General features: G+C 72.1%; 24 protein-coding genes, 1 tRNA gene and 1 pseudogene. 12 read left to right on the top strand and 14 right to left on the bottom strand.

Going from position 1 to position 22,154, the window contains the following annotated elements:
* Window positions 1-59 precede the first annotated feature (59 nt).
* The 3 genes from OG389_RS13940 (at window position 60) to glmS (ending at window position 3,234) form a co-directional block, all read left to right on the top strand.
* Window positions 60-965, top strand: coding sequence for a DUF4429 domain-containing protein (locus OG389_RS13940; RefSeq protein ID WP_328298804.1), 906 nt, complete (start codon window positions 60-62; stop codon window positions 963-965).
* Window positions 966-1,072: 107 nt separating this feature from the next.
* Window positions 1,073-1,348 carry a hypothetical protein gene (locus tag OG389_RS13945; protein ID WP_214951593.1) on the top strand — a complete coding sequence of 92 codons (276 nt, stop codon included), beginning with the start codon at window positions 1,073-1,075 and terminating at the stop codon, window positions 1,346-1,348.
* A 68-nt stretch (window positions 1,349-1,416) separates the two neighbouring features.
* A complete protein-coding gene (gene glmS, locus OG389_RS13950) occupies window positions 1,417-3,234 on the top strand; it encodes a glutamine--fructose-6-phosphate transaminase (isomerizing) (RefSeq protein ID WP_328298805.1) in 1,818 nt (605 codons plus the stop codon).
* Between the two features lie 58 nt (window positions 3,235-3,292).
* On the opposite strand, the gene OG389_RS13955 is transcribed toward glmS, so the two are convergent.
* Both OG389_RS13955 and OG389_RS13960 read right to left on the bottom strand, forming a co-directional pair.
* On the bottom strand, window positions 3,293-3,859 hold the full coding sequence (locus OG389_RS13955) for an acetate uptake transporter (protein WP_328298806.1): 567 nt from the start codon (window positions 3,857-3,859) through the stop codon (window positions 3,293-3,295).
* A gap of 99 nt (window positions 3,860-3,958) precedes the next feature.
* Entirely contained in the window at window positions 3,959-4,489 is a 531-nt protein-coding gene (locus OG389_RS13960; protein WP_328298807.1) for a universal stress protein, read from the bottom strand.
* Window positions 4,490-4,964: 475 nt separating this feature from the next.
* Between OG389_RS13960 and OG389_RS13965 the strand changes: the two genes are divergently transcribed.
* The 4 genes from OG389_RS13965 to OG389_RS13980 all read left to right on the top strand — a co-directional run bounded on the left by OG389_RS13965 (window position 4,965) and on the right by OG389_RS13980 (window position 7,693).
* Window positions 4,965-5,285, top strand: coding sequence for a hypothetical protein (locus tag OG389_RS13965; protein ID WP_443059266.1), 321 nt, complete (start codon window positions 4,965-4,967; stop codon window positions 5,283-5,285).
* Window positions 5,286-5,661: 376 nt separating this feature from the next.
* Entirely contained in the window at window positions 5,662-6,831 is a 1,170-nt protein-coding gene (locus OG389_RS13970; RefSeq protein ID WP_328298808.1) for a helix-turn-helix domain-containing protein, read from the top strand.
* 91 nt (window positions 6,832-6,922) lie between these two features.
* Entirely contained in the window at window positions 6,923-7,525 is a 603-nt protein-coding gene (gene orn, locus OG389_RS13975; protein WP_266877785.1) for an oligoribonuclease, read from the top strand.
* Window positions 7,526-7,620: 95 nt separating this feature from the next.
* A tRNA-His gene (locus tag OG389_RS13980) sits at window positions 7,621-7,693 on the top strand.
* A 50-nt stretch (window positions 7,694-7,743) separates the two neighbouring features.
* Here the strand turns inward: OG389_RS13980 and OG389_RS13985 are convergent.
* Window positions 7,744-9,444 carry an FG-GAP repeat domain-containing protein gene (locus OG389_RS13985; protein ID WP_328298809.1) on the bottom strand — a complete coding sequence of 567 codons (1,701 nt, stop codon included), beginning with the start codon at window positions 9,442-9,444 and terminating at the stop codon, window positions 7,744-7,746.
* A gap of 547 nt (window positions 9,445-9,991) precedes the next feature.
* Here OG389_RS13985 and OG389_RS13990 point away from each other — a divergent pair.
* Window positions 9,992-10,144: a hypothetical protein gene (locus OG389_RS13990; RefSeq protein WP_328298810.1), complete on the top strand. Its 153-nt coding sequence runs from the start codon at window positions 9,992-9,994 to the stop codon at window positions 10,142-10,144.
* On the opposite strand, the gene OG389_RS13995 is transcribed toward OG389_RS13990, so the two are convergent.
* Window positions 10,141-10,971, bottom strand: a complete 831-nt coding sequence (locus OG389_RS13995) for an NAD(P)H-binding protein (protein ID WP_328298811.1) — start codon at window positions 10,969-10,971, stop codon at window positions 10,141-10,143. The two genes, OG389_RS13990 and OG389_RS13995, sit on opposite strands and share 4 nt — an antisense overlap.
* 93 nt (window positions 10,972-11,064) lie before the next feature.
* Here OG389_RS13995 and OG389_RS14000 point away from each other — a divergent pair, with 93 nt between their 5' ends.
* Window positions 11,065-11,565, top strand: coding sequence for a MarR family winged helix-turn-helix transcriptional regulator (locus OG389_RS14000; protein WP_328298812.1), 501 nt, complete (start codon window positions 11,065-11,067; stop codon window positions 11,563-11,565).
* Window positions 11,566-11,699: 134 nt separating this feature from the next.
* Entirely contained in the window at window positions 11,700-12,971 is a 1,272-nt protein-coding gene (locus OG389_RS14005) for an MFS transporter (RefSeq protein ID WP_328298813.1), read from the top strand.
* 49 nt (window positions 12,972-13,020) lie between these two features.
* On the opposite strand, the pseudogene OG389_RS36770 reads toward OG389_RS14005, so the two are convergent.
* The 7 genes and pseudogenes from OG389_RS36770 to OG389_RS14035 all read right to left on the bottom strand — a co-directional run.
* A pseudogene (locus tag OG389_RS36770) lies at window positions 13,021-13,143 on the bottom strand (transposase); the annotation flags it as partial.
* Between the two features lie 129 nt (window positions 13,144-13,272).
* A complete protein-coding gene (locus tag OG389_RS14010) occupies window positions 13,273-13,521 on the bottom strand; it encodes a hypothetical protein (protein ID WP_328298814.1) in 249 nt (82 codons plus the stop codon).
* 155 nt (window positions 13,522-13,676) lie between these two features.
* Window positions 13,677-14,351 (bottom strand): NADPH-dependent F420 reductase, encoded by a 675-nt coding sequence (locus OG389_RS14015; RefSeq protein WP_328298815.1) that lies wholly within the window; start codon window positions 14,349-14,351, stop codon window positions 13,677-13,679.
* 176 nt (window positions 14,352-14,527) lie between these two features.
* Window positions 14,528-15,169: a disulfide bond formation protein B gene (locus tag OG389_RS14020; RefSeq protein WP_328298816.1), complete on the bottom strand. Its 642-nt coding sequence runs from the start codon at window positions 15,167-15,169 to the stop codon at window positions 14,528-14,530.
* Window positions 15,170-15,180: 11 nt separating this feature from the next.
* A complete protein-coding gene (locus OG389_RS14025; protein ID WP_328298817.1) occupies window positions 15,181-15,345 on the bottom strand; it encodes a DUF5993 family protein in 165 nt (54 codons plus the stop codon).
* A 68-nt stretch (window positions 15,346-15,413) separates the two neighbouring features.
* Window positions 15,414-16,808: a sensor histidine kinase gene (locus OG389_RS14030; RefSeq protein WP_328298818.1), complete on the bottom strand. Its 1,395-nt coding sequence runs from the start codon at window positions 16,806-16,808 to the stop codon at window positions 15,414-15,416.
* Window positions 16,809-16,893: 85 nt separating this feature from the next.
* Entirely contained in the window at window positions 16,894-17,583 is a 690-nt protein-coding gene (locus OG389_RS14035; protein WP_328298819.1) for a response regulator transcription factor, read from the bottom strand.
* Window positions 17,584-17,662: 79 nt separating this feature from the next.
* Here OG389_RS14035 and OG389_RS14040 point away from each other — a divergent pair, with 79 nt between their 5' ends.
* Window positions 17,663-18,178: a hypothetical protein gene (locus OG389_RS14040; RefSeq protein WP_328298820.1), complete on the top strand. Its 516-nt coding sequence runs from the start codon at window positions 17,663-17,665 to the stop codon at window positions 18,176-18,178.
* A gap of 15 nt (window positions 18,179-18,193) precedes the next feature.
* On the opposite strand, the gene OG389_RS14045 is transcribed toward OG389_RS14040, so the two are convergent.
* Complete coding sequence (locus OG389_RS14045) at window positions 18,194-19,066, bottom strand: spermidine synthase (protein ID WP_328298821.1); 873 nt, start codon at window positions 19,064-19,066, stop codon at window positions 18,194-18,196.
* A 98-nt stretch (window positions 19,067-19,164) separates the two neighbouring features.
* Window positions 19,165-19,617 carry a hypothetical protein gene (locus tag OG389_RS14050; RefSeq protein WP_443059267.1) on the bottom strand — a complete coding sequence of 151 codons (453 nt, stop codon included), beginning with the start codon at window positions 19,615-19,617 and terminating at the stop codon, window positions 19,165-19,167.
* 306 nt (window positions 19,618-19,923) lie between these two features.
* Between OG389_RS14050 and OG389_RS14055 the strand changes: the two genes are divergently transcribed.
* Window positions 19,924-21,306, top strand: coding sequence for a tetratricopeptide repeat protein (locus OG389_RS14055; protein WP_328298822.1), 1,383 nt, complete (start codon window positions 19,924-19,926; stop codon window positions 21,304-21,306).
* A gap of 114 nt (window positions 21,307-21,420) precedes the next feature.
* On the opposite strand, the gene OG389_RS14060 is transcribed toward OG389_RS14055, so the two are convergent.
* Complete coding sequence (locus OG389_RS14060) at window positions 21,421-22,017, bottom strand: histidine phosphatase family protein (RefSeq protein WP_328298823.1); 597 nt, start codon at window positions 22,015-22,017, stop codon at window positions 21,421-21,423.
* Between the last annotated feature and the right edge of the window lie 137 nt (window positions 22,018-22,154).

The raw sequence follows: 22,154 nt of genomic DNA on the forward strand, positions 1-22,154 counted from the left end.
ACAGGTATAGGCCAACTGGGCCCGGAAGGGGGCCGTACGGGCGGTGCGAGAATCCCAGGATGGCGGAAATCATCCAGAAGGACGGTACATGGACCTTCGACGGGGACGCGGTGCGCATCGTGCCGGGCCGCGACAAGGGAGTGGCACTGCTGCGCCAGACGCTGGGCGAGGTGGTCGTGCCGCTGCGCGCGCTGGCCGGGATCTCCTACGAACCGGGGCGCAAGGCGGGCCGGCTGCGCCTGCGGCTGCGTGACGGCGCCGATCCGCTGCTGCAGGTGACGGGCGGGCGGCTGCCGGAGGCCTCCGATCCCTACCGGCTGACCGTGGAGCCGGACCGCGGCGGGGTCGCGGAGTACTTCGTGGACGAAGTGCGCAACGCCCTGCTGCTGGACCAGGTGGATCCCGGGCCCGCCGGCTCCTACCTCCTGCCGGGCCCCGCCGTGCCGATCACGGTCGGCGCGGGCGACGGGACGGTGGCCTTCGACGGGGACCGGGTGACCCTGGAGTGGAGCTGGACGACCGAGGAGGCCAAGCGGTCCGCCGGGGCCCGGGAGTTCCGGGTCGCGGACCTGCGGTCGGTGGAGTGGGCCCCGTCGCGAGGGCTGGAGAACGGGTGGATCCGCTTCTCCCTGGCCAGCACCTCGGCGCAGCCCGCCGCGCCGAAGTACGACCCGCACACGGTGGAACTGTTCGGATTCAAGAAGGACCCGCTGATGGCGTTGGTCGCGGCGGCCGTCGCTGTGCGCATGCCCCACCCGGCGGCGCCCGTCCCCGAACCCGGGGACGGCCCCGAGCTCGAGAAGGGGCCCACGGCCCTGGCGCCCGCCCCGGTCTCCCCCGCCCCGGCGGAGGATCACGACGCCCTGCTGCGGCGGCTGCGCGAGCTCGGAGAGCTGCACCAGGCGGGGATCCTCACGGCCGAGGAGTTCACGACGGCGAAAGCGGTAATTTTGGGGCGTTTCTGAGCATTGAAGACCGGAATTACCCCCTCCTCTGGTCCAGACCAGCGCGATCCTGCCCGATTTCGGGCAGGATTTTTGCGTTCTTCCGTCCGGACCGCCAATATCAACAGGTGCCCGACCGTCGCCCGTCGCACGACGACCTCGTCGACCACTTGGTGCGCAGCACCTCGCTCCAGCGGGGTGAAGCCGCCCGAGTGGTGCTCGACGTGCTCGCGTACTTCGACGAGAGCACCGAGGAGTTCGTCCGCCGCCGCCACCGTGAGCTCCAGTCCGGCGGCGCGGTCAACGCGGACATCTTCGAGCGGATCGCGGCCGAGCTGCCGCACCGCGCCGTGGCACCGCCGGAGCTGTCACTCCGGCAGCTGCGACGCATCGTCTACGGCTGAGTACCGCCCCGGACAGGGGGCGGCAGCGGCAGGAAAGCATTCGAACTTCAGGAGGGGAAAGACCTTTTATGTGCGGAATCGTGGGTTACATCGGCAAGCGTGACGTGGCACCGCTGCTGCTGGAGGGGCTGCAGCGACTGGAATACCGCGGCTACGACTCCGCCGGCATCGTCGTCAACACCCCGAAGGCCGCGACCCTGAAGGTCGTCAAGGCCAAGGGCCGTGTCCGCGAGCTGGAGTCCCGGGTCCCCAAGCGCTTCGCCGGCACCACCGGCATCGCCCACACCCGCTGGGCCACCCACGGCGCCCCGAGCGACATCAACTCCCACCCGCACCTGGACGCCGGCAACAAGGTCGCCGTCGTCCACAACGGCATCGTCGACAACGCCTCCGAGCTGCGCGCCAAGCTGGAGGCCGACGGCGTCGTCTTCCTCTCGGAGACCGACACCGAGGTGATCGTCCACCTCATCGCCCGCGCCCAGGCCGACACCCTGGAGGAGAAGGTCCGCGAGGCGCTCAAGGTCATCGAGGGCACCTACGGCATCGCCGTCATGCACGCCGACTTCGCCGACCGCATCGTCGTCGCCCGCAACGGCTCGCCGGTCGTCCTCGGCATCGGCGAGAAGGAGATGTTCGTCGCCTCGGACGTCGCCGCGCTCGTCGCCCACACCCGCCAGATCGTCACCCTGGACGACGGCGAGATGGCGACCCTGAAGGCCGACGACTTCCGGACCTACACCACCTCCGGTACGACGACCACCGCCACGCCCGAGACCGTGGAGTGGGAGGCCGCCTCGTACGACATGGGCGGCCACGACACGTACATGCACAAGGAGATCTCCGAGCAGGCCGACGCGGTGGACCGCGTCCTGCGCGGCCGGATCGACGACCGCTTCAACACCGTGCACCTGGGCGGCCTGAACCTGGACCCGCGCGAGGCGCGCGGCATCCGCCGGGTCAAGATCCTTGGCTGCGGCACCTCGTACCACGCCGGCATGATCGGCGCGGGCCTCATCGAGAGCCTGGCCCGGATCCCCGCCGACGCCGAGCCGGCCTCGGAGTTCCGCTACCGCAACCCGGTCGTGGACCCCGACACCCTCTACATCGCGGTCTCCCAGTCCGGCGAGACGTACGACGTGCTGGCCGCCGTCCAGGAGCTCAAGCGCAAGGGCGCCCGCGTCCTCGGCGTCGTCAACGTCGTGGGCTCCGCGATCGCCCGCGCGGCCGACGGCGGCGTGTACGTGCACGCCGGCCCCGAGGTCTGCGTCGTCTCCACCAAGTGCTTCACCAACACGGTGGTGGCCTTCGCGCTGCTCGCCGTGCACCTGGGCCGCATCCGCGACCTGTCCGTCACGGACGGCAAGCGGATCATCGAGGGCCTGCGCAAGCTGCCCGCGCAGATCCAGGAGATCCTCGACGGCGAGGAGGACATCAAGAAGCTGGCCGCGGAGTACGCCGAGGCCAAGTCGATGATGTTCATCGGCCGCGTCCGGGGCTACCCGGTGGCCCTGGAGGCCTCCCTGAAGCTCAAGGAGATCTCCTACATCCACGCCGAGGCCTACCCGGCCTCCGAGCTCAAGCACGGTCCGCTCGCCCTGATCGAGCCGTCGCTGCCGACGGTCGCCATCGTCCCGGACGACGACCTGCTGGAGAAGAACCGCGCCGCGCTGGAGGAGATCAAGGCCCGCAGCGGCCGGATCCTGGCGGTCGCCCACCGTGAGCAGGAGAAGGCCGACCACACCATCCTCGTACCCAAGAACGAGGACGAGCTGGACCCGATCCTGATGGGCATCCCGCTGCAGCTGCTGGCGTACCACACGGCCCTGGCCCTGGGCCGGGACATCGACAAGCCGCGCAACCTCGCGAAGTCCGTCACCGTCGAATAGGCACGAAGAAGGCCCCCGGGATCCCCCGGGGGCCTTCTCCTACGTTCGGGCCGTGCCCTCAGCCCGCGGCGACCGCGCCGCGCGAACGCTTTCCGAACGCCAGCGGCCAGCTCGCCAGCGCCGCGGTGGCCCCGTACCAGGCCAGCAGCCCGGAGAGCGCCGCCACCCAGCCGGCCGCCTTGGCCAGCCCGCCGCTCCCGGCGAGGGTGCCTATCGCCAGGAGGAGGAGGGAGAGGGTGAACAGGCCGTACACGCCCTGACCGAACAGCCCGCGCGAGGCCGCGGCGGTGAGGGTCAGTGCCAGCATGGCGAACAGGACGAGGAACAGTCCGGCCGCGTGTGCCGAAACCTTTCCGTCGGCGCCGTTGGCCCAGGTGAACCAGAAGGCTCCGATTCCCGCGAAGGCCGTCCCGTTGAAGCCGTTGCCGCCGCGGAACTCCATGATTCCGAGGACGAACAGGGCGAGACCGCCGAGGAAGGTCGCGAGCGACACGGAGTTGGCCACGGTGACACCGTCGACGATCCCGGTGTGGCCGATACCGAACGCGAGAAGGGTGAGACCCAGGGCGATGTGCCCGAGGGTCGAAGTCGAGGCCGTGCTTCCCGCAGAGACACCATTGTCCACGGCGGGCTCCCTTCGATCTGCAGTTGTTTGCTGCGTACCAGCAGCCTTTATCTACCCCTTACATGGGGGTGCACAACCGCACAATCGACATACGGTCGGTTACGGGATGACAACAACCGGTCGCTGCGCCCGCTTCGCCAGCCGGCCCGCCACCGATCCGAAGATCCGGCCGACGATGCCGTGCGTGGAGCCGACGACGATGGCGTCCGCCGAGTACTCCCGGCCGACCTCCTCCAGCTCGTGGCAGATGTCCCCGCCGCGCTCCACGAGGATCCACGGGACCTCGGCCAGGTAGTCCGCGCAGGCCAGCTCCAGCCCCAGCACCTCGGTGCGGTGGTCCGGCACGTCGACGAAGACCGGCGGCTCGCAGCCGGCCCACACCGTGGTGGGCAGCCGGTTGGCCACATGGACGATGATCAGCCCGGATCCCGAGCGCCGGGCCATCCCGATCGCGTACGCGAGGGCGCGCTCACTGGACGTGGATCCGTCGAAGCCCACCACGACCCCGTGCCGGAAGGCCGGGTCGCAGGGATGACGTGGTTGTTCCACCGCGCGCAGGTCGGCCGACTCGGGGTCGGCGAGGCGTTTGCGCTTGCGGTCCGCGGGTTCGGAGAATTCGTGACCGGCCATGGGTGTCTCGGCGAAGAGGTCCTCAGGGGAAGGGACAAACGGGCGGGGCGCCAGTAGGCGGAAGCGACGATTCGGGCGGGACGATTCCAGAAAACGACAACTCAGTGTGACTGAGCTCTGTCCGGGAAGCATCTTCCCAAGCCCATACCCACCAGGGTACGGCGACACTCCTGTGCTGCACAGGGCTTGCCGCCCCTGGAGAGCGTCCAAGGGAGCATGCCGCAGCGGCGCCTCCTTGGCAATGTCCGCTGCCCCCTACAGCCAGTGACGAGGGGCACCCCACCGGGTACGTGCCACCCGTGCGCGCAGTGACCGAGCCGCGCCGCCCGCCGTTGGACACGAGTCCGACCGTCCAGGAAGAGCCCGCAGGGAGCACGCCGTGCCCGGTCATCCGGTTCACCCCGTCCAGCCCGCTCAGTCGCCCGCTCAGCCGACGCAGTCCGTCCACATGCCACCCCCTCCTCTTCACCCGTCCGTGCAGTCCGCGAGGCACCCCCATGACGACCCCGCTGGTGACGTGGTGCGCTGGGCGGCCTTCAGCTGCCTGCTCGTCCCCGTCGTCCTCGTCGTCTACGGGACCTCCTTCGGCGGGGCCGCGGTGGCCACGCTCGGCCTGGCCGCCGTCACGGCCGCCTGCCGGGTGCTCCTGCGCCACTCGGAGAAGGAGGAGCGGAACGCGGCCCGGGTCCTCGCACGGGACCGATTGACGCCCGCCCATCGGGGCCGACACTCGCGCGCCGGGGCAGGAACCCAGCGCGGATGTCACGTTTCCTGTGGGATGTCCCCTCCCGACTGACCGATTCGCACATCCACACCCGCACGTTTTCAGCCAACTTCCCGGCAGGTCACCCTCCTTGCCGGAATGTCCCCCCACCCCCCTCACCATCAGCGACTACAGCGCCGGAGGGGGACTTTGACCCTACGAGTACTGGCCATGGCCGGACAGTGCGCTTTCCACCCGGGTAGCGGAGTGGAACGCTTCCTGATCGAATGCTTTTCGCCAAGTTGCCAAGTCGACATAGCGCTGCGTGCTGAACTTGTCACGCCGACACCACGGGACGCAGTAGATTCGATCATGTATTTACGGCGGGGGAGCCACGTGCAAGGCCGAGGGGATACGTGCAGGTGCGACCAGACCAAGGAGTCGCGACACCCAAGGGGGGCTTAGCGCCATGAGCCAGGATTCCACCGCCGTCGTCGTTGACGGCAGGAAGCTCGCGGGGCGTCGCCGCAGGGAGATCGTCGCGGTGCTGCTGTTCAGCGGCGGGCCGATCTTCGAGAGCTCCATTCCACTTTCCGTGTTCGGCATTGACCGGCAGGACGCGGGAGTTCCACGCTATCGACTGCTCGTCTGCGCCGGTGAAGACGGTCCTCTGAGGACCACCGGCGGACTCGAGCTGACCGCGCCATACGGGTTGGAGGCGATCGCCCGGGCAGGCACGGTCGTCGTTCCCGCGTGGCGTTCCATCACTTCACCGCCGCCGCCGGAGGCACTCGACGCGCTGCGTCTGGCGCACGAGGAGGGGGCCCGGATCGTCGGACTGTGCACGGGGGCATTCGTGCTCGCCGCCGCCGGTCTGCTGGACGGCCGGCCCGCGACGACGCACTGGATGTACGCGCCGACGCTGGCCAAGCGCTACCCGTCCGTCCACGTCGATCCGCGCGAGCTGTTCGTCGACGACGGCGATGTGCTGACGTCCGCGGGCACCGCGGCCGGAATCGACCTGTGCCTGCACATCGTGCGCACGGACCACGGCAGCGAGGCGGCCGGGGCACTGGCCCGGCGTCTCGTCGTCCCGCCGCGCCGCACGGGTGGCCAGGAGCGCTACCTCGACCGGTCGCTGCCGGAGGAGATCGGCGCCGACCCGCTGGCCGAGGTCGTCGCCTGGGCACTGGAACACCTCCACGAGCAGTTCGACGTGGAGACGCTGGCGGCGCGCGCCTACATGAGCAGGCGCACCTTCGACCGGCGGTTCCGCTCGCTCACCGGCAGTGCGCCGCTGCAGTGGCTGATCACCCAGCGGGTGCTCCAGGCACAGCGGCTGCTGGAGACCTCCGACTACTCGGTCGACGAGGTCGCCGGACGCTGCGGGTTCCGTTCGCCGGTCGCGCTGCGCGGGCACTTCCGCCGCCAGCTGGGGTCCTCCCCGGCCGCCTACCGCTCCGCCTACCGGGCTCGCCGCCCGCAGGCGGACGTGGCCCAGGTGGCGCAGCTGTCGGAGTCGCCGGTACCGCACCAGCGCTCTCCGCAGCCGCAGCGGACCGCGGCCGCCCTGGCCGCGGCCGGTCCCACGGTGACGGAGCTGTACGCCCCGGGCCGGGTGCTGCGCGAGCACGCGTAGTCCGCGCCGGGCCTGCCCGGAGAAGGTCCTGGGAAGGTCCCCCGTATCGGTGGTCACCGATACGGGGGACCTTCCGCATAAGGTGGGGCACATGAACGATCGCATGGTGTGGATCGACTGCGAGATGACCGGGCTCTCGTTGACGGACGACGCACTTATCGAGGTGGCCGCACTGGTCACCGACTCGGAGCTCAACGTGCTCGGCGAAGGCGTGGACATTGTGATCCGCCCGCCGGACGCGGCCCTGGAGACCATGCCCGACGTGGTGCGCGAGATGCACACCTCTTCCGGCCTGCTCGACGAGCTGGCCGGCGGGACCACCCTCGCGGACGCCGAGGCACAGGTCCTGGCCTACGTACGGGAACACGTCAAGGAACCGCGCAAGGCCCCGCTCTGCGGAAACACGGTCGGCACCGACCGCGGCTTCCTGCTGCGCGACATGGCCGCCCTGGAGGGGTACCTGCACTACCGGATCGTGGACGTGTCCTCGATCAAGGAGCTGGCGCGCCGGTGGTACCCGCGCGCGTACTTCAACAGCCCCCCGAAGAACGGCAACCACCGGGCGCTCGCGGACATCAAGGAGTCCATCGCCGAGCTGCGCTACTACCGGGAGGCGGTCTTCGTGCCGCAGCCCGGACCGGACTCGGACACGGCGCGGACCATCGCCGCCAAGCACGTGGTCCCCGGCGCGTAGCACCCCCGGAGGCGGGCACGGGGAAAGGAGGGAGCGAGCACCCTCCCGGACCCTGTACCCTTTTCTTCGGCCGGTCGGTTTTCCGTCCGGACATGGTGGGTGTAGCTCAGTTGGTAGAGCACCTGGTTGTGGTCCAGGTGGCCGCGGGTTCAAGTCCCGTCACTCACCCTGCGAGAGGGCCCCGTTCCGCGAAAGCGGAGCGGGGCCCTTCGCCTTTGTCAGAACAGCAGGTTGTACCTCTCGAAGCCGGTGGCGACCTTCACCCGAGCCGCGAACGGCTTGGTGGCGACGCCCGTGCCCCGGTAGAACCAGAGCGCGCCCGCGGCGTCGCGCGCCACGAGATCGGCCTTGCCGTCCGAATTCAGGTCACCCGGGGACAGCAGGGAGTCGTAGATCTGCCAGCCGGTGCCGATCTGCACCCGACCGGCGAGCGGCTTCGCCGCCGTGCCGGTCCCCTGGTAGAGCCACAGCTTGCCGGCGGGGTCCCGGGCCACCAGGTCGGCCTTGCCGTCACCGGTCACATCGGTGCCGCCCACGAGCGTGTCGAAGATGTTCCAGCCCCCGCCGATCTTCACCCTGGAGGCGAGCGGCTTCGAGTCCACTCCGGTGCCCGCGTACAGCCACAGGGTGCCCGCGGTGTCCCGCGCCAGCAGGTCCGCCTTCTTGTCGCCGGTCAGGTCCGAGGCGCCGACCAGCGTGCTGTAGATGTTCCAGCCGCCACCGACCCTCAGCCGGTCCTTGTAGACGGCGCCGTCACCGGACGTCGGGTAGAACCACAGCACTCCGGCCTTGTCCCGCGCCACCGCGCCCGGCCCGGTGCTCTGTACGGTCACCGGCCCCAGCCGGGTCAGCGCCGAGTACTGGTTCCACTCCGGGCTGCCGCCGACCGGATCCACCGGAACGAACGCGTCCGGCACCTTGCCGGTGCTGCGGTAGTCCCACAGGTCGCCGTCCGCGCTCCGGGCCAGGACCCGGAAGCGCTCGGTCACCGGGATCGGGCTGGCGACCGCGAAGTCCGCCGTCTTCTCCGGGTTACCGGTGCCGAAGCTGTACACCTCGTAGACCGCTTCGATGCGCAGCCGCCAGGCCGGAGCCGTGGCTTCCGCCTTCAGCTTGTAGGTGACCGTGTAGTCCCCGGGCTTCTTGATGTCGCACCAGACCCCACCGCCGTCGCCGGTCGAGTGGTTGCACTCGGCACCGTCGGCGCCGGCCGCGTCGGCACTCTCGACGGCGACCTTCAGCTCGCCGTCGTCCCAGCGACGGAAGCCCGGCGCCGCGGACATGCCCAGTGCCAGCTTGCCCTTGTCGACCGCGTGGAGCTTCACCGTGTGCTGCACGGAGCCACCGGCCGGCAGTGGCGGCGTCGACATCGCGACGGTGTTCTGCGCGACGTGCGCCTTGGTCTTCACGGTGACCGTCGCGTGCGCCCGACGCGGACCGACGGCCTGCGAGCCCGCGGTCTGCGCCTCCTTGATGCCCGCGTCGACGCTCTGCCCGCGCGGTACGTAGACGAGGCCGTAGTAGGCCGTCGCACCGTCCACCGTCGCGCTCGCGGCAGACAGTTCGGGGGCCGGGTTGTTCCACCCCTTCAGGTCGCACAGGTACACGCCGGCGATCCCGGCCTTCGGCGCGCAGCCGTCCGTCGGGTCCACGGTCAGCCCGGCCGGCACCCCGCCGCCGGACCAGCCGGCGTCCGTGAGCGGCTTCTTGCTCAGTACGTAGACGTACGTACCGTCGGGCTGCCCGTCGTTCTGCCCGCCCCCGCCCGACGGTGACAGCCAGACCCGCCCCTCGCCCGGCATCAGGACCTTGTCCGTGACCGGGTCGAAGTAGAACGTCGGGTCCCCGGCCGCCATGGCGCTTCCCGCACCCACGAGGCCACCGGTGACGAACAGCGCCACCGCGGCGCCGATGCTCATAACTCTTCGCACAATCCCCCCATGCATTTGATCAATCGGCGGACGCTAGCACGCACCGCCATCGGCGGCCCCGGCCGGGGGCCATGTGCCGTGACCCGGCACCGGGCGGCTTCGGAGACTGCCGACACCCGGCGGTTCCGTCCCCCCAGGTCCTCCCGTAACCTGCCCGTCGGCACGCCGGGACCCCGGCCGCCATCGGGGGATCACACGCGCTTCAGGCACGCCACTTCGCGCCGCCGGCCGCACTGGCGGTCCCGCCCTCGGCCCGCCCCTGCCCGGCCACCGCGCCTCCCGAGGACACGGGCTGCCTCCGGCTCGTCCCGTACCACGTGACCGGCACGGTGATCTCCAACGGCCGCGGCTCCCACTACGAGGCCCGTCTCTCCGCCGGAGCCCACTCCCCCGTGTCCGTGGGCTTCCCCACCGACTCCCCGCTGCTCATCCGCATGGTCAAGAGCGGTCTCGTGACGGCGACCGTCTGGCGAGGACGCATCACCGCGGTCTCCATGGGCCTGGCCTGCTTCCGGCGACGGCCGGCGCCTTCGGCGTGTGGTTCGCCTGCTGGCTGCTGCGCCGCTCCGAGGACTACCTGGCCGGCCGCACCCGCCCGGTGACGGTTGCCGGGTGGGTCGTGATGGGGGTGCTCGCCCTCATCCCACTGACGCTGCCGGCCCTGGCGACGGCCGGGCGGGGCCACTAGCTCTGTTGCCGGAAAGCGTCCGCGTGGTCCGCCGCCCAGGTGGCGAACGTGCGCGGCGCGTGACCCGTGAGGCGCTCGACCGCGTCGGTGAGGTCGACCGGGAGACCGTCGGCGGCGGCCCAGAAGTCGAGCAGGGCCTCGGCGTACGGGCCCGGTATGAATCCGTCGACCTCGGACTTCCACTGGTCGCGCGAGACGGGCTCGAAGGGTATGTGGTGGCCGATCACGTCGCCCAGTATCGCCAGCTGCGCGGCGAAGGTCAGGGTCTGCGGCCCGGTCAGGGTGTACGCGCGAGCTCCGAGGGACGGGTCGGCGAGAACCGCGAAGGCCGCTTCGGCGAGGTCGGTCTCGTGGACCGGGTCGCAGTAGGCGCCCGGGTAGGGCAGGTGGACCGGGCGGCCCGATTTCAGCGACCAGGCCCAGCCGAAGGCATTGCTCGCGAAGGACCCGGGGCGCAGCAATGTCGTGCGCAGCGGGGAGGCGAGCAGGGCCCGCTCCACCGCGAGGTGGGACACGGCCAGGGGGCTGTCGGCGGCGTCGGGTGCGAGGACCGAGGAGGAGGACAGGAGGACGACGTGCTCGACGCCGGCGCTGACCGCCTCCTTCACGAAGGCGTCGACGGCGGAGGCCTCGGCGTAGAGGAAGACGGAGCGGACTCCGGCGAGGGCACCCGGGAAGGTGGCGGGATCGGAGAGGTCGCAGTGGACGGTGCCGGGTTTGTCGGGCTCGCGGGATGCGAGGCGGTGTGGGACACCGTGGGCAGTGAGGAGGGAGGAGAGACCGCGGGCGACGGCCCCGCGGCCACCGGTGACGAGGATCTTCGACATGGCATCTTCCTGTTCTAGACTGGTCATGTGACGCAGATTCTGTGTGGCGCAATCTCTGCGCCACACAGACAAATTTGAAGCACGGAGAAGCCGATGTCAACCGATTACGCTCGTTCGAGTGATGAGTGGACCCGCGCCGAGCTGCTCGCGCGCATCGTCACCGAGAGCCAGCGGCACTACGCCGACTACTCACTCTTCAACCAGGCCATGGCCGACCACGTCGGCCTGCACCCCACCGACATGCAGTGCGTCTCGCTCCTCGACATGGAGCCCGGCCCGGTCAGCACCGGTGACATCGCCCGCCTCACCGGCCTGACCTCGGGATCCGCCACCCGGCTCGTCGACCGCATGGTCAAGGCCGGCATCGTCGAACGCCACTCCGACCCGAACGACCGCCGCCGCTCCCTCGTCTCCCTCGCGCCCGCCGCCCGCGACCGGATCGGCGCCGCCTGGGAGACCCCCGGCCGCGCCTTCGGCGCCGTCCTGCAGAGCTACTCCGACACCGAACTCACCGTCATCGCCGACTACCTCCACCGCGCCGCCGAAGTCGGCCGTGCCCAGGCCAAGCGCCTGGCCTCGGGCGACACCGACTGACAGCCCCCGCACGCCTGCACGCCACGGGCGGACCGCGTCTACCGAACCGGTCGTTCCGCCGCTAACCTCCGGCCCAACGGGCAACAACGCGCGCCGGAGAAACGGGAGGGTCGGCGTGCGGCTGGAGGTTGTCCGTGTCCCCTTCCCCACCCCCGCTCGCGCCGCCTCACCCGCCCGCCCCCGCGGGCTTCCGCGGGATCCTGGCCCTCGGCGGCGGCGCCCTCCCCCTCTACGGGTTCCTCGCGCGACTCCCCGCCGCGCTGTGCCCCATCGGGACGCTGCTGCTCATCAACGAACGCGACGGCATCGGCGACGCCGGCACGGTCGCCGCCGCCCTCTGGCTCGGCCAGGCCCTCGGCGGTCCGGTCATCGGCCGGCTGGCCGACCGGCACGGTCACCGACCCGTCCTGCTGCTCGCCTGCGCCGCCAACGCCACCGTGCTCCTCGCCCTCGTCGCCGCCGTCCTCGGCGGGCTGCCGCTGCCCGTCCGCATCGCGTGCGCCGTCGCCGCCGGCCTCACGGTGCCGCAGGTCGGACCGCTGGCCCGGGCCCGCTGGGCGCGGCTGGCCGGAGACGACAAGGCCCTGGTCACAGCCGCGATCTCGTTCGACACCACACTCGACGAGGTCGGGTTCGTGGTGGGGCCCGCGCTGGCCGGGATCCTCGCGGTGACCGTGCATCCCGCCTCTGCCCTGGTCCTCGCAGCCGGCCTGATCCTGGCCTTCGGGACGCTCTTCGCCGTGCATCCCACAGCGCCCGGGCCGGCGGAAAGCGGCGCCGCCGCACGTGCCGACGTACGACTGTGGTCCGCGGGGCTGGTCCTGCTGTTCGTCATGGCCGTCCTGCAGGGCGCCTCGTGGAGCGCCGCCAATACCGGGGTCAACGCGCTCGCCGAAGCGGCCGGCTCCCCCGGTTCCGCCGGGCTGGTCTGGTCCGCCATGGCCGTGACCAGCTCGATCGCCGGCTTCGTGACGGTGGCCCGGCCCGGTCCGGCCACGCCGGGCGTCCGGCTGCGCCTGACCATCACCGCCCAGGCCCTGCTGACGCTGCCGCTGCTCGCCGTCTCCGGCCCGTGGGGGGCCGCCTTCGCCGTCGCCGGCATCGGGCTGGCCGTCGCCCCGCACCTGATCGCCCTCTTCGGCCTCGTGGAACGCACTGGCCCCGCGCAGCGGATGGGTGAGGCGATGACCCTGGCCGGCAGCGGTCTGATCATCGGCCAGGCACTGGCCGCGGCAGTGGCCGGACCGCTGGCCGAGGCGTACGGACACCGGGCGGCCTTCGCCCTGTCCTGCGGTGCGGCAGCCGCCTCCGCGGTAGTGGCATGGGCCGCCGCCGGCCGGGTACTGGCCCCCCGACCCGGCACGGCGGGGCCCGGCCAGGCCGTTTCCTTCGGATCACTTCGCTGACCGGCCGAAGACGGCGGCGAGGTGGATTTCGGTAGTTGAAGACCTTCGCCCACGTCCCGTCCGCGGCCCACACGCGCAGGCGGTTGTGGGCGACCTTCCACGAGCCGACGTGTTCGGGCAGGCCCATCCACGGCGTCCCGGTGCGGTACATGAACGCGATTGCGTCGATCACTTACCGGTGATCACGCCGCCGCCCACCCCTCCGAGGTGTCCGGTCCGGCAGCCGCGGCTCGGTAGGTGTCCACTGCGCGTCAGTCAACGACGCACCGGGCCAGCGATCAGATGATCGGAAGGCTACCGCTCAACTGTCGTGACGCCGTCGGCGCTCCCGAAGCCGCCGTACATGCCTGGTGTACTGCCCAGCCTGCGACCTCTGAGCGCGATCGAGGAAAAGCGCTTGGGGATCCGCCGCGCGCTCGTACAGCTCGACTTCGAAGGGATCCATGTCCACCTCGACAAGCCGGGCCAACGCGTCCCGATCCTGATCGGCGGTCGGACGCACGCGAACCTCGTCCCTCCACACCTGGCCGCTCACTTCGGCTTCGTCCACGTCGCCAATATATGGGCGGGCCGGCAGCGTGCGGGCGCCTGCGAACCAAGATCCGAAGGAGACGGCCCAGTGCTGCGACTGCAGGGCCGCCAGGCGCCAGGTCCTCGCCGGGTCCTCGCCAGGCCCTCCGTGTTCATCACCTGCGAGACCGGCGGCTAACCCTCCCGGTTCGCGCCCTGGATGTGGAAGTTGAAGTCCGTGTGCCCGAGGGCCCCCATCAGCCGGAGCCAGACCGGCAGCAGCATTTCCGTACCGCGCGCCGTCTCGATCCCGCCCAGGTCGATGACGGTGTGCTCGCGCCAGTCGAAGGAGTACAGGAGCTCCCGTACGGCCTTCTTGGCCTCGGCGTCCTCACCCGAGAGGAAGACGGTGTGGTCGCCGGGGACCCTGGCCGGGTCGACCATGACCTGGCAGTTCATCGTGTTCAGCGTCTTGACCACGCGCAGCCCGGGGAAGGTCCGCTGGATCAGCTCGCCCAGACTGTCGCTGTCCACCGGGTCGAGGCCCGGCGGGAACCCGTGCGAGAAGTCCAACGGGTTCGCGATGTCGATGAGGACCTTGCCGTCCAGGTGCGCGGCGTCCGCCTGCGTCAGGGCGGCCACGCTGACCCGCCCGCCCGTGGCGTTGACGAGCGTCTCGCCCTGCCGCGCGGCCTCCGCGAAGCCGGCGAGGCCCGCCCCGGGGTGGGCCGCCTGCCACTCGGCGTACTCGGTGCGGGCGAGGGTGGCCCCGGGGTCCCGGGTGCCGACGACGACCTCGTGGTCGAGGGAGAGCAGCCGGGAGGCCACCGTGCGGCCGACGATCCCGGTGCCGAGGACTGCGTAGCGCATGGCGGCTTCCCATCGAGTGCGAGCGGACGAGCGGACGAGCGGACGGACGAGCGAGGGGACGAGCCGTGGCGGAGAGGAGCGGCGGAGAGCCGTGGACGAGCAATGGACGAGCCCACCCACTCAAGCAGCTCCTACGGATTCCCGCGCGCGCGGCATCAACTCCGCGCCAACCTCAGCTAGTCCAGGATCCCCACGTCGTAGAAGAACTGGTAGCGCCCCGGGTCGTCCGGCAGGAACCAGTGGAAGCCCTCCTCCAGGAAGACGGCCACGACGTTCACGGCGATCACCAGCCCCAGGAACCACAGCGCGACCATCCCCACCGTGCGGTACGGACCCGGCCCCTCCGCCGGCACGACCCGGTCCGCGGTGGCGTGCGCGAAGGCCAGGACGATGCCCACCGCCACGACCGAGGCCTGGAAGAGGATCCACGCCCATACGTACAGGTGCAGGCCGAACACCTCGCTGCCGTAGCCCTTGTCACCCGGCAGGACGTGCAGCATCATCTGCCGCCACGAGGCGAAGGAGCCCGCGACCAGGGCGACGAGCGCCAACCCCCAGCCCATCATGTAGTCGCGGCCCGTCACCGCCCCGTCGGTCAGGGCCGTGCGGACGATGTGGGCCGCCCCCATCGCCGCCAGCAGCATGAACATCCGCTGCACGATGCAGAGCGGGCAGGGGTACTCCCACATCCCGAACTGGTAGAAGAGGCCGCCGCAGACCACCCCGGTCCAGCCGATGGCGAAGACGCACGCGAACCAGAACTGCACACGGCCCAGCAGGCCGCCCTCCAGAGGCGTCTCCGGGAGGAGGCTGGACATCGCGGCCACGGTCAGTAGCTCAGGGTGAGGGCGAGGCTGCTGGTGATGTGGTGCGCCATCAGCAGGATCACCGCGAGGAGCATGAGCCACCAGGCACCGAGCACGACGAACCGCGAGGCGTCCCGGTACATCGCGATCAGGGTGGCGAGAAGACCGCCGAAGATGAGGGTGTCCATGGCGCGGACCGTATCGACATGGGGACATACCGGTCGCGCGGCGCGCCCCTGCCGACCGCAGGGTTACGTCAGTTGCCCCGCCGCTTGCGCCGGCTGCGCCCGGTGCGGGCCGACTCGCCCCGCGACCGTCCGTCCAGCGAGATCCACACCCGCACTTCGGTGCCGCCGAGCACCGAACGCCCCAGCCGCACGTCGCCGCCCGTCGACTCCGCGACCCGGCGCACGATGTCCAGGCCCAGGCCCGTGGAACCGTCGCGGCCGCCGTCGTTGCCGCGCCGCAGGGCGGCGTCCGGATCGGCGATGCCGCCACCCGCGTCGGAGACGAGCACGATGACCGCGTCCCCGGCGTCGTGGACGTCCACCGCGAAGGGGGTGCCCTCCGCGGTGTGCCGGAAGACGTTGCCGAGCATCGCGTCCAGTGCGGCCGCGAGCTCCGGCCGGGCCACGGGGATCCGTACCGTACGGTCGACCCCCGCGAGGCGCACCTCGCGGCCCTCGTCCTCCGCCAGCGCCGACCAGAAGCCCATCCGGTCGCGGATCACCTCGGAGGCGTCGCAGCCCGCGCCCGCCGAACCCGCCCCGCCCCCCGGTCCCTGCGCGGCGGCGGGCCGCTGTTCGCGGGCGGTACGGATGATCGTGTCGACCTCGCGCTCCAGCTGCTCCACGGCCGCCCGGGTCTGCTCGGCCGCCGGTCCCTCGCCGAGCGAGGCGGCGTTGAGCCGCAGCACCGTCAGCGGGGTCCGCAGCCGGTGCGAGAGGTCGGCGGCCAGCTCGCGCTCGTTGGCCAGGAGTTCCACCACCTGATCGGCCATCGAGTTGAACGCGACGGCGGCCTGGCGGAGTTCCTTCGGCCCCTCCTCCGGCACCCGCGCCCCGAGCCGCCCCTCACCCAGCCGGTGCGCGGCGTCCGCCAGCCGCTCGGCCGGCCGCACCAGGCGGGCGCCGAGCCGGTCCGCGACCGCCACCGAGCCCACCACCAGGGCGAGTCCGACGCCCGCGAGGACCACCCAGGCGGTGGCGACCCCGTTGCTGACCTCGCTCTCCGGAACGAGGATCTCCACCACCGCGATGTCGCCGGAGCCCAGCGCGACGGGCTGGAGCAGCGCGAAGCCCCCGCCCGCCACCGGGACCGTGGAGGCCCGCCCGATCCGCCGGGTCTCGGCGACGGCACGCTCGCCGGCCGAGCCCTCGCCGACCTCCACGCGCGGGCTGCCCCCGACCGCCGGTACGTGCACGGCCATCCGCCGGGCGGCGCCCATCTGCGTGGTCTCCACGGCCTTGCGCAGCTGCACCGGGTCGGTGGTGATCGACAGCGTCGGCGCGATGGTGGCGGCCTGCCGCTCGGCGTTGGAGATCGCCCGGTCGCTGGCCATCTCCTGGACGACCAGCCCGAGCGGTACGGCGAAGGCCACGACCACCATGACGGTGACCGCGAGGCACACCTTCACCAGGGCCCATCTCATCTCCGACGGCTCGCTTCTGCGCCCGCCCGGAGCGGCGGTGCGGCCGTCGTGGACGTCGGCGGCCCGGCGGCCTCGCGTGCGCCGCTCACCGCGGCGGCTCCAGCTTGACCCCGACACCCCGCAGCGTGTGCAGGTAGCGCGGGCTGGCGGCGGTCTCGCCGAGCTTGCGGCGCAGCCACGACAGGTGGACGTCGATGGTCTGGTCGTCGCCGTACGACTGCTGCCAGACCTCGGCGAGCAGCTCCCGGCGGGCCACGACCACACCGGGCCGCCCGGCGAGGAAGGCGAGCAGGTCGAACTCGCGCCGCGTGAGGTCCAGTACGGTCCCGTCCAGCTCGGCCTGGCGGCGCAGCGGATCGATGGCGAGGCCGCCGACGCGAAGGACCCGGGAGGGCGGTTCGGAGCCGGCGGCGGTGCGGGCGCGGCGCAGGACGGCGGCCATCCGGGCGGAGAGGTGCTCCACGGAGAAAGGTTTGGTCAGGTAGTCGTCGGCGCCGTCGTTGAGCAGCCGGACTATCTCCGCCTCGTCGTCGCGGGCGGTCGCGATGAGGACGGGCACATCGGTGATCCCGCGCAGCATCTTCAGCGCCTCGGCCCCGTCCAGGTCCGGCAGCCCGAGGTCGAGGATGACCAGGTCGAATCGGTTGTGGGCGACCTCGCGCAGGGCCTCCAGGGCGGTGCCGACGCTGCGCACGGTGTGCGAGGCCTCGGTCAGGTGCCGGATGAGGGCGGAACGTACGAACTGGTCGTCCTCGACCACGAGCACACTAGCCATGGCCCGCACGGTAGCCCATTCGGGGGACGTGGCGGGGTGCCGGTCCAGGTCTGGGACGGGTGGGGCAGTATGTCCCCCGATGCGACGAGGACTTGTACATGCGGGTGCGTGGACGCTGGCCACCGGGGCGGCGGTCACGCTGTCGTGGTGGGGCGTGCACTCGGTCATGTCCGGTACGGCCTACGATCCGCCGCTCGCGGTGCCGCTGGCGACGCAGCCCCTCTCCTCCTCCACGCACCGGGCCGCCCCGCCGCCGGAACGGTCGCCCTCGCCCTCCGTCTCCCCCTCGTCGCCGTCCTCGCCGCCCGCCTCGCCCTCCTCCGCCAGGCCCGCCCCGCCGGCCCCGCCCCAGCCCCGGCGCGGGGCCGGGAACGAGGACGTGAAGGCGTACAGCGTCTCGGGCGGCCGCGTCGTCTTCGGTCTCGGTGCCACCTCCGCCGAGCTGGTCTCGGCGACCCCGTCGGCCGGGTGGCGGATGCAGGTGTGGAAGCAGCCGTCCTGGATCCGCGTCACCTTCACCCGCGACGGGCGCGAGGTGTCGGTGTTCTGCACCTGGCACGACCACCCGCCGCTGGTGGAGATCGTGGATCCGTAGGGCCCGTCGTCAGGGTCAGCGGAAGACGGACGGCGGCGGCTGCGGCGAGGCCACCGCCGAGGCGTCGGCGACCGGCGCCGCGCCGCCCGCGAAGTCCGCCAGGGCCCGGCCGTGCTCGACCCGGCCGGGGTGCGGATCGCTCGCGACCCGGCGGGTGAACTCCGCCACGGGCAGCTCCCGGTCCGCGGCCACCAGCACGGCGTTGCCGAAGCGCTTCCCCCGCCACACCACGGGATCGGCGGCCAGCGCGAGCTCCGCGAACCGGGACGCGGCCGTCGCGATCTGTCCCCGCAGGTGGGCCAGCGGCGGACCGTCCGCGAGGTTCGCCACGTACCAGCCGCCCGGTGCCAGGGCCCGGCGTACGTCGTCCAGGAACTCGGCGCTCGTCAGGTGGGCGGGGGTGCGGGCGCCGCTGAACACGTCCGCGACGACCAGGTCGGCCCAGCCGTCCGGGATCTTGGCCAGTCCCGCCCGGGCGTCGACCGCCCGGACCCGGACCCGCGCCTGGGGGTCCAGCGGCAGGTGCTCGCGCACGAAGGCCACCAGTCCGGCGTCGATCTCGACGATCTGCTGCGTGGAGCGGGGGCGGGAGGCGGCCGTGTATCGCGCCAGGGTGAAGGCTCCGCCGCCGAGGTGGAGCACGTTCAGCGGCTGGCGGGCGGGTGCGACGAGATCGATCAGGTGGCCGATCCGGCGCTGGTAGGAGAAGTCCAGGTACCCGGGGTCGTCCAGGTCCACGTGCGACTGCGGGGCGCCGTCGATCAGCAGGGTCCAGGCGCGCGGCCGCTCCCGGTCAGGCTCCAGCTCCGCCCGGCCGCCGTCCACCTGCCCGACGACCGCCCCGGAAGTGCCCTGCCCGCGCCGCTTGTCCTTGCCTTTGCCTGCCACGCCCCCATTATCGCTGGTCAGGGCCTGGGAAGCCGCGGCGGCAGTCGTGGGTGACCGTCACCGGCGCTGGTCAGCCGTCAGCCGTCAGCCGTCAGCCGTCAGCGGCAGTTGTCCGCGGCCTCGATCAGCCGGGCCGCCTCGCCCAGCGCCGCGCGCAGCACCTCCGGGTCGGTGACCGGCCCGACCGCGTCCGGCGGCAGCAGCCAGCCGGTGCCGCCCGCGGCGGGCGAGGCGTCGCCGAAGCGCATGCCGCGCCCGTTGGTCTGCGTACAGGCGCTGCCCGGGAGGTCCCAGGCGTCGGCGGTGCCCGGCGGGACGAGGAAGCCGAGGGTGCTGCCGGACCCGTCGTGCAGGACCGGGCCCACGCCGCCCGCGCAACTGGCCTGCCCGGCGGTCCGGCGGATGATGTCCACCGCCTCCAGACCCTGCCGGGTGGGCACGGTGACCAGGTCCGGGGCGTCGGCGCCCAGCGGCTCTCCGGTCATGAGGGGCGCTCCGGTCAGCACGGGCGCTCCCGGCTCGCGCACGGTGTTCGTATCCGTGCTCTCCATGCCGGCCTCCACCAAGGGAACCCCTCCATCGATCCGCGTACGAGCCTCGCGAGAGCGGTCCTGGAAGCCGGCGGGCTTCCTCCCACTCCGCATGGGTTCAACGCACGGGGACGTCAACAGGTGCGGTGGCAAGACGCTGCAAAGGATGGCAGTTCATGGCGGATCGTGGGTGAGATATCCGTTTTGTAGCCAAACACCGAGTCAACCCGCCACCGCTGGCGGTACGTTCATGCCCGCCGGACACCCGTCTGTCTCCACTCAGCACAGTCACCGGCAGCGCGTCCCTGCCCCAGAGAGGCCACGTCCATGGCGGCGTCCCCCCACTCACCCAACTCCCCCTTCCGGCGGCTGCGCGGTCAGCACTCCCCGGCCGAGTTCGCCGCGATGGTGCGCAGGGCGGCGAAGGAAATCGGAGAAACGGTTTCCTGCGACGCCCGTTACATCGGCCGGGTCGAGTCCGGCGAGATCCGCTGCCCCAACTACGCCTACGAGCGGGTCTTCCTCCACATGTTCCCCGGCCGCACCCTGGCCGATCTCGGGTTCTCCCCGCGCGAGACGGTCCGCGGCCGGCTGGCCCAGCGCGAGCAGGTCTCGTCCTTCTCCCCCTTCACCCGGCGCACCGCCCCCGCCTCCGCTCCTTGCGCTTCCGCCGCGCCCTCCGCTTCCTCCTCGTCCGCTTCTCGTTCCAGGGAGAGCGACGTGCTGCGTCGCGCGTTCATGGCGGGCGGCTCCGCGACCGTGGCGGCCGCCACCCTCAGCCTCACCCTGCTCGGCGACACCCGCCGCCTCCCCCACCGCGCCGGCGAGTCCGAGGCGGCCGCGGTCGAGGAGGCCGTACGCCAGATCCGGCTGCTGGACGACCGGCACGGGGCGGACGCCCTGTACCGGCGGGCCGCGGAACCCCTGCGCACCGCCTACGCGCTGCTCGACGCGGGAGCGACCCGGCAGTCCACCGAGGACCGGCTGCACGCGGGCGCGGGAGAGCTGGCCATCTCGGTGGGCTGGCTCGCGCACGACTCGGGCCGCTTCGACGACGCCCGCTCGCACTACGCGGAGGCGCTCGCCACGGCCCGGGTCTCCGGGGACGACGCCCTGGAGGCGCACGCCTTCAGCAACATGGCGTTCCTCGCCCGGGACTGCGGCCGCCCCCGCGAATCGGTACGGGCGGCCCAGGCGGGCCGCCGGGCCGCCCGCTCGCTCGGTTCCCCGCGACTCCTGTCGCTGCTCGCCCTGCGCGAGGCCGGTGGCTGGGCGGGGCTGGCCGACCGCAAGGCGTGCGAGGAGGCGCTGACCCGGGCCCACACGGAGTTCTCGCGCGGTGAGGCGGGGGCGGACCCCGAATGGATGTCCTTCTTCGGCGAGGCCGAGCTGGAGTCCCTGGAGTCCCGGTGCTGGGCCGCGCTCGGCGAGCACGCCCGCGCGGCCCGGCACGCCCGACGGGCGGCGGACCTCCAGGATCCGCACTTCGCCCGCAACGTCGCCCTCTACACCGCCGAGCTGGCTGACAACCTGGCCCACGCCGGCGCCCCCGACGAGGCCGCCTGGGCGGGTGGCCGGGTGCTGGAGCTGCTGAACGAGGTCCAGTCGACCCGCATCCAGTCCATGCTGGCGGCCACGGTCCGCACCCTGATCCCCCACCAGCGCTCCCCGCGGGTGGGCGCGTTCCTCACCCGGCACGCGTCGGCGTGACCCTACGGGGGCCGGGCGGTAGGGGACGCCGCGCCCGAGGCCCCCGGGGCTCCGCCCCTCCATTGCCGGAGCGGCCGGATCCGGCCGGCGTCAGCCCGCATGTGCGCCCGGCCGCTACGCGTCCAGGTGGCCCGTGTCGTTCCAGCGCTCCAGCGCGGGTGCCCCGTACGCCCAGCCCAGGACCGACAGGGAGGTCGGCTCCAGGCGGATGCGGGCGCCGAAGGAGGCGTCGAAGCCGAGCCAGCGCGCGGCCAGGGTGCGCAGGATGTGGCCGTGCGCGAAGACGAGGACGTCGCGCTCGGCCGAACGGGCCCAGGTGACGACCTCGTCCGCGCGGGCCGAGACGTCCGCGACGGACTCGCCGCCCGGCACCCCGTCGCGCCAGATCAGCCAGCCCGGCCGGACCGCCTGGATCTCGGCCGGGGTCATCCCCTCGTAGTCGCCGTAGTCCCACTCCATCAGCGCGTCCCACGGCTCCGCCTGGATGCCGAAGCCGGCCAGGTCGCAGCTCTCGCTCGCCCGGAGAAGCGGACTGGTGCGCACCTCCAGGCCGCGCAGGCTCGCCCACGGAGCGCGGGCGAGGCGCTCGCCGAGCAGTTTCGCTCCGCGCCTGCCCTCCTCCAGCAGGGGCACGTCCGTGCGTCCGGTGTGCTTGCCGAGCTGGGACCACGCCGTCTGGCCGTGGCGGGCCAGGAGGATGCGGGGGGCCATAGGAGTTCTCCCGGTCGAGGGGGCGGAAAGGGGCGCAACACCGACGGATCCATTCGCACTGCTTTGCGGGGATTCCGTCGCCGCTCCATCATCCATCAGATGAACGGCGCGCAACCTCCGCCTCTTCACACACGTCC

It is taken from the genome of Streptomyces sp. NBC_00435 (assembly GCF_036014235.1).
Classification (GTDB): Bacteria; Actinomycetota; Actinomycetes; order Streptomycetales; family Streptomycetaceae; genus Streptomyces.

What these genes read in the sequence shown, in the direction of transcription:
- OG389_RS14040 (WP_328298820.1), top strand. Translation starts at nt 17,663, where the DNA reads ATGCGACGAGGACTTGTACATGCGGGTGCGTGGACGCTGGCCACCGGG.
- OG389_RS14030 (WP_328298818.1), bottom strand. Translation starts at nt 16,808, where the DNA reads ATGAGATGGGCCCTGGTGAAGGTGTGCCTCGCGGTCACCGTCATGGTG.
- OG389_RS13940 (WP_328298804.1), top strand. Translation starts at nt 60, where the DNA reads ATGGCGGAAATCATCCAGAAGGACGGTACATGGACCTTCGACGGGGAC.
- OG389_RS14000 (WP_328298812.1), top strand. Translation starts at nt 11,065, where the DNA reads ATGTCAACCGATTACGCTCGTTCGAGTGATGAGTGGACCCGCGCCGAG.
- OG389_RS13995 (WP_328298811.1), bottom strand. Translation starts at nt 10,971, where the DNA reads ATGTCGAAGATCCTCGTCACCGGTGGCCGCGGGGCCGTCGCCCGCGGT.
- OG389_RS14035 (WP_328298819.1), bottom strand. Translation starts at nt 17,583, where the DNA reads ATGGCTAGTGTGCTCGTGGTCGAGGACGACCAGTTCGTACGTTCCGCC.
- OG389_RS14050 (WP_443059267.1), bottom strand. Translation starts at nt 19,617, where the DNA reads ATGGAGAGCACGGATACGAACACCGTGCGCGAGCCGGGAGCGCCCGTG.
- glmS (WP_328298805.1), top strand. Translation starts at nt 1,417, where the DNA reads ATGTGCGGAATCGTGGGTTACATCGGCAAGCGTGACGTGGCACCGCTG.
- OG389_RS14020 (WP_328298816.1), bottom strand. Translation starts at nt 15,169, where the DNA reads ATGTCCAGCCTCCTCCCGGAGACGCCTCTGGAGGGCGGCCTGCTGGGC.
- OG389_RS13985 (WP_328298809.1), bottom strand. Translation starts at nt 9,444, where the DNA reads ATGAGCATCGGCGCCGCGGTGGCGCTGTTCGTCACCGGTGGCCTCGTG.
- OG389_RS13960 (WP_328298807.1), bottom strand. Translation starts at nt 4,489, where the DNA reads ATGGCCGGTCACGAATTCTCCGAACCCGCGGACCGCAAGCGCAAACGC.
- OG389_RS14060 (WP_328298823.1), bottom strand. Translation starts at nt 22,017, where the DNA reads ATGGCCCCCCGCATCCTCCTGGCCCGCCACGGCCAGACGGCGTGGTCC.
- OG389_RS13970 (WP_328298808.1), top strand. Translation starts at nt 5,662, where the DNA reads ATGAGCCAGGATTCCACCGCCGTCGTCGTTGACGGCAGGAAGCTCGCG.
- OG389_RS14025 (WP_328298817.1), bottom strand. Translation starts at nt 15,345, where the DNA reads ATGGACACCCTCATCTTCGGCGGTCTTCTCGCCACCCTGATCGCGATG.
- OG389_RS14055 (WP_328298822.1), top strand. Translation starts at nt 19,924, where the DNA reads ATGGCGGCGTCCCCCCACTCACCCAACTCCCCCTTCCGGCGGCTGCGC.
- OG389_RS14015 (WP_328298815.1), bottom strand. Translation starts at nt 14,351, where the DNA reads ATGCGCTACGCAGTCCTCGGCACCGGGATCGTCGGCCGCACGGTGGCC.
- orn (WP_266877785.1), top strand. Translation starts at nt 6,923, where the DNA reads ATGAACGATCGCATGGTGTGGATCGACTGCGAGATGACCGGGCTCTCG.